Source organism: Actinomadura kijaniata NBRC 14229 (assembly GCF_001552175.1).
Classification (GTDB): Bacteria; Actinomycetota; Actinomycetes; order Streptosporangiales; family Streptosporangiaceae; genus Spirillospora; species Spirillospora kijaniata.
On record NZ_BCQR01000274.1, the window covers coordinates 1 to 7,979 of the forward strand.

Annotated in this window: 11 protein-coding genes and 1 pseudogene; 5 read left to right on the forward strand and 7 right to left on the reverse strand. The window is 72.9% G+C overall.

Annotated elements, in window-relative coordinates:
• Positions 1-83 precede the first annotated feature (83 nt).
• Positions 84-941 (reverse strand): zinc ABC transporter permease AztB, encoded by an 858-nt coding sequence (gene aztB / locus AKI01S_RS47105; protein WP_067833255.1) that lies wholly within the window; start codon positions 939-941, stop codon positions 84-86.
• Positions 942-1,015: 74 nt separating this feature from the next.
• On the opposite strand from aztB, the gene aztA reads away from it, so the two are divergent.
• Positions 1,016-1,690 (forward strand): zinc ABC transporter ATP-binding protein AztA, encoded by a 675-nt coding sequence (gene aztA, locus AKI01S_RS47110; protein ID WP_067833258.1) that lies wholly within the window; start codon positions 1,016-1,018, stop codon positions 1,688-1,690.
• An 18-nt stretch (positions 1,691-1,708) separates the two neighbouring features.
• Here aztA and AKI01S_RS47115 read toward each other — a convergent pair whose 3' ends face one another.
• From AKI01S_RS47115 to AKI01S_RS47125, 3 genes are all read right to left on the reverse strand, one after another.
• Positions 1,709-2,092 (reverse strand): nitroreductase family protein, encoded by a 384-nt coding sequence (locus tag AKI01S_RS47115; protein ID WP_218010085.1) that lies wholly within the window; start codon positions 2,090-2,092, stop codon positions 1,709-1,711.
• Positions 2,093-2,282: 190 nt separating this feature from the next.
• Positions 2,283-2,726 (reverse strand): hypothetical protein, encoded by a 444-nt coding sequence (locus AKI01S_RS47120; protein WP_157420692.1) that lies wholly within the window; start codon positions 2,724-2,726, stop codon positions 2,283-2,285.
• 211 nt (positions 2,727-2,937) lie between these two features.
• Positions 2,938-3,432, reverse strand: coding sequence for a MarR family winged helix-turn-helix transcriptional regulator (locus AKI01S_RS47125; RefSeq protein WP_067833233.1), 495 nt, complete (start codon positions 3,430-3,432; stop codon positions 2,938-2,940).
• Positions 3,433-3,546: 114 nt separating this feature from the next.
• On the opposite strand from AKI01S_RS47125, the gene AKI01S_RS47130 reads away from it, so the two are divergent.
• A complete protein-coding gene (locus AKI01S_RS47130; protein ID WP_067833236.1) occupies positions 3,547-4,761 on the forward strand; it encodes an SGNH/GDSL hydrolase family protein in 1,215 nt (404 codons plus the stop codon).
• Positions 4,762-4,787: 26 nt separating this feature from the next.
• Positions 4,788-5,396, forward strand: coding sequence for an NAD(P)H:quinone oxidoreductase (gene wrbA, locus AKI01S_RS47135; protein ID WP_067833239.1), 609 nt, complete (start codon positions 4,788-4,790; stop codon positions 5,394-5,396).
• Between the two features lie 110 nt (positions 5,397-5,506).
• Here wrbA and AKI01S_RS47140 read toward each other — a convergent pair whose 3' ends face one another.
• Positions 5,507-5,905 (reverse strand): nuclear transport factor 2 family protein, encoded by a 399-nt coding sequence (locus tag AKI01S_RS47140; RefSeq protein ID WP_067833243.1) that lies wholly within the window; start codon positions 5,903-5,905, stop codon positions 5,507-5,509.
• Between the two features lie 85 nt (positions 5,906-5,990).
• Between AKI01S_RS47140 and AKI01S_RS47145 the strand changes: the two genes are divergently transcribed.
• Positions 5,991-6,572 (forward strand): TetR/AcrR family transcriptional regulator, encoded by a 582-nt coding sequence (locus AKI01S_RS47145; protein WP_067833246.1) that lies wholly within the window; start codon positions 5,991-5,993, stop codon positions 6,570-6,572.
• Between the two features lie 63 nt (positions 6,573-6,635).
• Here the strand turns inward: AKI01S_RS47145 and AKI01S_RS47150 are convergent, their stop codons facing one another.
• Positions 6,636-6,839, reverse strand: coding sequence for a hypothetical protein (locus AKI01S_RS47150; RefSeq protein WP_067833249.1), 204 nt, complete (start codon positions 6,837-6,839; stop codon positions 6,636-6,638).
• Positions 6,840-6,969: 130 nt separating this feature from the next.
• Here AKI01S_RS47150 and AKI01S_RS47155 point away from each other — a divergent pair, with 130 nt between their 5' ends.
• Complete coding sequence (locus AKI01S_RS47155) at positions 6,970-7,569, forward strand: TetR/AcrR family transcriptional regulator (protein ID WP_067833252.1); 600 nt, start codon at positions 6,970-6,972, stop codon at positions 7,567-7,569.
• An 11-nt stretch (positions 7,570-7,580) separates the two neighbouring features.
• On the opposite strand, the pseudogene AKI01S_RS52330 reads toward AKI01S_RS47155, so the two are convergent.
• Positions 7,581-7,979, reverse strand: a pseudogene (locus AKI01S_RS52330) (HD domain-containing protein); the annotation flags it as partial.

Sequence of the window (7,979 nt, forward strand, 5' to 3'; positions counted from 1 at the left end):
GCCGCCGCAGCCCGCCAGCAGGAGGGCCGCCGCGACGGCGGCCGGCGCCGCGAGCGGTCGCGCGCGGCCGGTGCTGCCACAGATCATGACGAGTACCCGGGTTCCTTTCGCCGGGAGGCGCGCGGCCGGCGGTCGCGAAGGCCCGCCCCCAGCGCCGACAGGAAGAACAGCGCCACGGCGGTCGCGGCGATCGTCGCCCCGGCCGCGGTGCCCAGATGCCAGGAGACGAGCAGCCCGGTGACGGTCGAGACGGCCCCGAGCAGCGCCGCGCCGGCCATGACCGCCGGGACGCTGCGCGCCCACAGCACGACCGCCGCGGGCGGCGCGATCAGCAGCCCGAACACCAGCAGCGTGCCCACCACGTGGAAGGACGCGGTGATCGCCAGGGTGAGCAGGCACAGCAGCAGCGCGTGCGCCAGCCGGGGCCGCATCCCCAGGGTCCGCGCCTTGCGCGGGTCGAAGGCCAGCGCGACGAACGACCGGTGCCCCACGGCGCTGAGGACGGCGGCGGCGACCAGCGCCGCCGCCAGCACGGCCAGATCGCGCGGGCGCACCGCCAGCACGTCGCCGAACAGGAAGGCGGTCAGGTCCACCGCGAAGCTCTGCGAGTGCGACACCAGGATCACGCCGAGGGCGAGCATCCCGACGAACAGCAGGCCGATGCCGGTGTCCTGGGACAGGCGCGGCGACCGGGACAGCGCCGTCACCCCCGCCGCCATCGCGACCGCGCTCAGCACGGCGCCCACGAACAGGCTCCCGTTCAGCAGCGACGCCGCCGCCACGCCCGGCAGCATGCCGTGCGACATCGCGTCGCCGAGGAACGCCATGCCGCGCAGCACCACCCAGGTGCCCGCCAGGGCACAGATGCCGGAGACGAGAAGTCCGCCCCACAGCGCCCGTTCCACGAACGACACCCCAAAAGGGGCGAAAAGCCACTCCATGCCCGGCATCGTATAATGAAAACCGTTATCATTTGCAAGGAGGGGTGGAGCGGGTGGACGAGACGGCGATCACGATGCGCGGGGTCCGGGCGGGCTACGGCGCCACGACGGTGCTGCGCGACATCACGGCCCGCGTCCCGCGCTCCCGCGTGACCGCGCTGGTGGGCCACAACGGCTCGGGGAAGTCGACCCTGCTCGGCGTGCTCGCCGGGATCCTCGCCCCCACGGCGGGCGAGGTGGAGTCCTCCTGCGCGGGGCGGCCCGCGCTGGTGCTCCAGCGCACCGCGGTCCCCGCCGTGATGCCGATGACGGTGCGGGAGGCGGTCGCCATGGGCCGCTGGGCGCACCGCGGCTGGTGGAGGCCCCTCACCCGGCACGACCGGACCGTGATCGCGGACTGCATGGAACGCGTCGGCGTCGCCGACCTCGCCCGGACGCGGCTGGGCGAGCTGTCGGGCGGTCAGTACCAGCGCGTCCTCATCGCCCAGGGGCTCGCCCAGCAGTCCGACCTGCTGCTCCTGGACGAGCCCGCCGCCGGGCTGGACCGCGACTCCCAGCGGCGGATCCTTGAGATCTTCGACCAGCTCGTCCCGACCGGCGTCACGATCGTCCACGCGACCCACGACGCCGAGGCGGCCGGGAACGCCGACCACTGCCTGCTGCTCAAGGACGGCCGGCTGCTCGCCCAGGGCGCTCCCGGCGAGACCCTGGACGAGCCGGGACGCCCGCTCCGCGCGGCCCGCCACTGACCGTCCGGGCCGGGCCGCCTACCAGCGGTCCCAGTGCGGGACGTGGTCGCGGGGGATGCGCGGGGCGGGCTTGAAGTCGGCTCCGATGGTGTACGCCAGCGGGACGAACGCGGCGAGCATGACCTCGTCGTAGGGAACGCCCAGCGTCCGGGCCGGCTCGCGTTCGAGGGGAGCGTGCGCGGTCGTCCACACCGTGCCGAGGCCGCGGGCGCGGGCGGCGAGCATGAAGCTCCACATCGCGGGCAGGATCGACCTCCACGCCCCGGCCTGGGCCGCCACCGGCGCGTGGTCGGCGCGTCCTTCCACGGCCGGGATGACGAAGGCGGGGACCCGGTGGATGTTGTCGGCCAGGTGGCGCAGGCCGTCGAAGACGCGCTCGGTGGAGCGGGGGTGGTGGTTCATGCGCCACAGGCCGCGTTCGCTCAGCGGCTGGCCGGTGGCCAGGGGCAGGGAGCGCGGGAAGACGTCGCCACCGCCCGCCGCCGCGCGGGCTCGGTGACGACCAGGAAATGCCGGCGCGGGGTCTGTGGTGAGCGGAGGCCAGGGGTGTGGCCTCACGCCACCGGGCCGCGCACCTCCGTGAAGGGACGCGCTACCGGCACTTCACCACGGGCGTCTCGGTGACCATGCCGAGCCGGTTCCACAGGTAGTAGGTGCTGGTGTGGGTGGCGTTCTTCGGGCAGCTGAACTTCGGTGAGTACCAGACGCCGCTCTTGCCCTTCGGGGACTTGACCGAGAGCTTCTTGCTCAGCGTCTTCTGACCCTTGATGTAGTAGCCGCCGCCCTTCTTGGTGTAGAAGTACGCCTTCACCGGGCCGCTGAACTTCCCCCTGTAGGTGATTTTGACCTGCAGCGTCTTGCCTGAGCGGGTGATGCAGATGTGCGGGTTGTGGTTCTTGGGGTTGCACGACCACTTGGCCGCGGCCGACACGCTCCGGTCCGCCGGGGCGTCCGCGGACGCCTGGGCGGCCGGAGCGACGACGGCGGCGGACGCCGCGACGCCCGCGACGGCGAGCATGCGAATGGCAGGCTTCATGGGAAGAGCACCTCTTCTTCGGGGGGTTTCCGCGTGGGGCTTCTGTCCTGCATCAGGAACATAGAGTCCGCCCGTCGGCCGAAGAAGAGGCGCACGGCACCCATCGAGAGCAGCGGAGATAGTGCCCGAGCACTAAACGCGGGGGCGGCGCGACAGGGGAGGTCCGGCGGAGCCGCCCCGGTCGGTGCCCCTCAGGCGCCACCGATCGGGATCACCGTTCGGAGGCGGGCCCCGGTGGGCCGTCGGGCGCGTTCGGCGCGAGGTGTTCGAGCAGCGTCTCGCCGATGTCGCCGAGCTGCCTGACCTGCTCGGGCGAGAGCACGTCCATCAGGTGGGTCCGCACGCTCTCGACATGGCGGGGCGCCGCGGCCCGGAGGGCGGCCAGGCCCTCGTCGGTGAGGACGGCCAGCCAGCCGCGGCGGTCGGAGGCCAGGTGCTCGCGCCGCACCCATCCGGACCGCTCCAGCTTGCCGATCGCGTGCGTGATGCGGCTCGGCTTGGAGTGGGTCCAGCGCGCCAGCTCGCTCATGCGCATCGTGCGGTCGGGCGCCTCCGACAACAGGACCAGCAGCTCGTAGTAGGTCGGCGGCATCCCGGCCGCCTCCTGGAGGTCCCGCTCCAGCCGGTCCAGCAGCAGCCGGGTGGCCAGGCCGAACGCCCGCCAGCTGCGCTGCTCGTCGGCGCTGAGCCATCGCGTCTCCGCCATGCCCCAGAAGTTATCACGCTGAATAGTTGCGTACTGAAAGAGCGTACGGCTATCGTCCTCACATCTACTTCAGTGCTGAAATTTACGGCGCTGTACTAACGAGGAGATCGACCGATGCGTTCCTTCCGCCCCCTGACCATCGCGACGGCGCTGCTGGCCGCCACCGGCCTCGGCGCGGCACCGGCCCGGGCCGGGACCGCCGGCTGGCACGCCGCCTGGGGCACGGCCGCCCAGCCCGCCACCCCGACCGCGGACTGGTACGGCGTCAACTGGTCGCAGCAGGGATTCGCCGACGACACCGTCCGCCAGGTGGTCCGGCTCACCGGCGGCGGCTCCAGGCTCCGGATCCGCTTGTCGAACGTCTACGGGGACCGGCCGCTGCGGATCGCCGGCGCCGTGGTGGGACGTGCCGGCACCGGGGCCGCCGTGCGCGCGGGCACGCTGCGTACGCTGCGGTTCCACGGACGGGCGTCGACCGTGATCCCGCCCGGCCGTGAGATCGTCAGCGACCCCGCGGCGGTGCGGACCGCGCCCCGGGAGAAGCTGTCGGTGACGCTACGGCTGGACGAGCCGACCGGGTCCGCGACCTTCCACCACTTCGCCATGGCGACCTCCTACCGCGCCGGGGGCGACCACCTGGCCGACACCCGCGCGACGGCGTTCACGCGGAGCAGCGGCTCCTGGTACTACCTGACCGGCGTCGAGACGTCCGGCCACCCCGGCCGCCGGACCGTGGTGGCGTTCGGGGACTCCCTCACCGACGGCGTCGGCTCCACCGGCGGTGCCGACGCGCGCTACCCCGACCGGCTGGCCGAACGGCTGGCGGCGGCGGGACGCCCGCTGAGCGTGGTCAACGCCGGGATCGGCGGCAACCGGGTGCTGACCGACTCGCCGGTGTACGGCGAGCGCGCCCTGTCCCGCTTCACCCGCGACGTGCTGGACCGGCCGGGCGTCCGAAGCGTGGTCGTCATGGCGGGCGTCAACGACCTGGCCGCCTGGAACGAGACCGGCCCGGTGACCGCGGCGCGGCTCATCGAGGGCCACCGCACCCTGGTCCGCCTGGCCCGCGCGCGGGGACTCACGGTCGTCGGCGCCACGATCATGCCGATGGGCGGCTCGGCCGCCCACACCGACGGCGGCGAGCGGATCCGGCAGGAGGTCAACCACTGGATCCGCACCGGCGGCGCCTACGACGCCGTGGCCGACTTCGACCACGTCGTCGCCGACGGGGACCGGCTCAGGGCCGCCTACGACAGCGGCGACCACATCCACCTCAACGACACCGGCTACCGCGCCATCGCCGACGCCGTCGACCTCGACACCCTGTGACCCCGCCGACCTCCGGAGCGGACACCATGGACACGTCCGTCAACATCGCCGTCATCCACTACTCCTCCACCGGAACGATCACCGGGATCGCCCGCGAGATGGCCGAGACCGCCGAGAAGGCCGGTGCCCGGGTCAGGCTGCGCAAGGTGGCCGAACTCGCCCCCCGCTCCGCGATCGACGCCAACCCCGCCTGGGCCGCCAACGCGGCGGCGACCGCCGACATCCCCCTGGCCGCACCCGACGACCTGGTCTGGGCCGACGGCGTGCTGGTCGGCTCACCGACCCGCTTCGGGAACATCGCCGCCCAGCTCAAGCAGTTCCTGGACACCCTCGGGCCGGTGTGGCGACAGGGTCTGCTGGCCGACAAGGTCTACAGCGGCTTCACCTCCGCCGGCACCGGGCACGGCGGACACGAGGCCACCCTGCTGGCCCTGTCCCACACCTTCCACCACTTCGGCGGCGTACTCGTCCCGCCCGGCTACACCGACCCCGCCAAGTTCGCCGACGGCAACCCCTACGGCACCTCCCACTTCGACCAGGGCGGCACCGCACCCGTCGACGACACCACCCGCGCCGCCGCCCGCGTCCAGGCCGAACGCGTCGTCCGATTCGCCCGCGCTCTCAAGAGCGCGTAGACGCTCACCCCGCGACCGGACGCGGCCCGTCCCCACCGGCCAGGACATGACCGCACCACACGGGAACGTCCCGCCCTCCCGGGAAGAGGGCAGCCGCCGTTCCGTCGCGCTCAGCCGCCGAGACCGGTCTCGGCGGCCAGGGGAACCTCACCCGCGGTCTTGCTGTAACCGAGGGCCTCGACGATCAGGCCGTCGCGGACGCGCATGAGGTTCACGCCGCTGACCCACTCCTCAGCTCCGGGACCGAAGCGGTAGTGCCAGCGGATCGTCGCCCGGTCCCCGGCGACCACGACCTCCTGGGGCCGGAACTGGCTGGTGCGGTCCTCGGCGAGCGCCGCCCACCAGGCCAGACACGCCTGGCGGCCTTCGACGCGCTCCCCGGTGGGGGCGGGCTGGACGGACTCCATCACGCAGTCCTCCGCGAGCAGGCCGTCGAGCAGACCGGGATCGTGCTCGACGAAGGCGCGGTTGAAGCGGTCCATGATCTCGGAGGTGGTGCGGGGGGACATGGCGACTCCGGTAGATAGAATGTTCGGTCTACTTCTTGTATATCGACCGGTTGTTCTACCCGTCAACCCATGGCAGGCTGCCGTCATGAGCGTTCGCACCGCGCCCGGCCCCCGAGAACGACTGCTGGACGCCGCCCAGCGGCTGCTCTACAGCCACGGCGTGAACGTCGGCGTGGACTCCCTGCTCAAGGCCGCGAACGTGGCGCGGCGCTCGCTGTACGAGCACTTCGGCGGCAAGGACGGCCTGATCGCCGAGGTGCTGCGGCGCAGCGCCGCCGAGGACGAGGAGCAGTACCGCCAGACGATGCGGGCCGCGGGGAGCGACCCGCGCGCCCGGCTGCTGGCGGTCTTCGACCGGCTGGCCGAGGTCGTCGACCGGCCGGACTTCCGGGGCTGCCGCTACCTGGCCGCCGATCTCGCGCTGCCCGATCCCGGCCACCCCGGCCATGCTGTCACCCGCGACTACCGGGAGCGCGTGCACCGGCTCCTGGAGGACGAGCTGGTCGGCCTCGGACACCCGCGGCCCGCGCACGCCGCCGACCAGCTCCTCCTGCTCATCGACGGCGTCCTGGCGACCGGGGCGACCAGGCCCGGAACGCGCCCCGCGGCGTCCGCGCGCGAGCTCGCCGAACACGTCCTCGACGGCGGACGCCCCACCGCGAACTGACCGAACGCCGCGGCGCCCACTCCCACCGGCCGCCTGGACCGGGGCAGGGGGGCGGGCCCCGCCCTACGCGACCTTCTTCCTGCCCCAGCCCGCCAGGAGGGCTCCGACGAGGACCATCAGCGCGTAGGACGACAGTTGCGCCGGAAACCCGCCGGGCATCCAGTCGAGGATCCCGGCGTTGTCGCGGTCGGCCAGCAACCGGATGCCGCCCTGGACTCCCGGCACGAAAAGGACCATGCCGACGACCAGGCTCGTGACGCGTTTCATGAGTCGGCTCCCACCTTGAGAAGAGGTCTCCACGTTTGTGGTTCGATCGCACCATAACACCGGCTTGGTACGATCGCACCACAACGCGTGCCGGGCCCACCGCACGCGGGACGGGAGGAACGGACCCCGCATGCCCCGACAGGTGGATCACGACGCGCGCCGCCGCCAGATCGCGCAGGCGGTGTGGCGCCTGGCCACCCGCGGCGGGCTGGAGGACGTGACCCTGCGGCAGGTCGCCGCCGAGGCCGGGGTCTCCGCGCGGCTGCTGCAGTACTACTTCGGCACCCGCCGCCAACTGCTGCTCGGCGCGCTGGAGATCCTCAACGCCGAAGGCGAGCGGAGCGCGCGGGAACGCATCGAGCTTCTCGGCGAGGACCCCGGCATGCGCGCGGTCGTGCGCGGCGTGCTGCTGGAACTGCTCCCCCTGGACGAGGAGCGCCGCAACCGGCATCTGGTGTACGTGGCGTACTTCGTGCGTTTCCTGGCCGACCCCGACCTGGCCGAAACCGTCCGCCAGGCACCGCCCGCCCTGGAACGCCTGATCGCCGACCTGCTGGCCCAGGCGCAGGAACTCGGCCAGGTGCACCCCGAGGTCGACGCCCCGGCCGAGGCCGCGTTCCTGGTGGCGGGGGCCGAGGGACTACAGGCCAGCGTCCTGCTCGGGCAGCACACGCCCGAGCAGGCCGTGAGCCTGGTCGACCACCAGCTCGGCCGTCTCTTCGTCCGCTGACCCGCCCCCGGTCATTCGGGCCAGTCGGACCCCTTGATGACCTCCACGAAGTCTCCGCGCGTGAAACCGGGGACATGGTGGGCCAGCACGTCGGCCTTGACGTTGCCGAAGGTGGTCTGCGGACGGTCCCTGACGCCGTCGGTGAAGGCGGCGAGGATCCGGTTCTTGAAGTCCGGGCGCGGATGCGCCGCGACCACGGCCGCGCGCTGCTCGTCGGAGATCGCGTGGTAGCCGAGGCCCAGGACGTCCAGCTCCACGCCGCGGGTCACCAGGGCCACCTCGGGCGCCATGCGCAACGGGATCTCGGGGGTGGTGTGCAGGGCGATGGCCGTCCAGACCCGGTCGGCCCGTTCACCGGTGATCCCGTGCGTCCGCAGGAAACGGCGGGCCTCGTCGGCGCCGTCGATCTC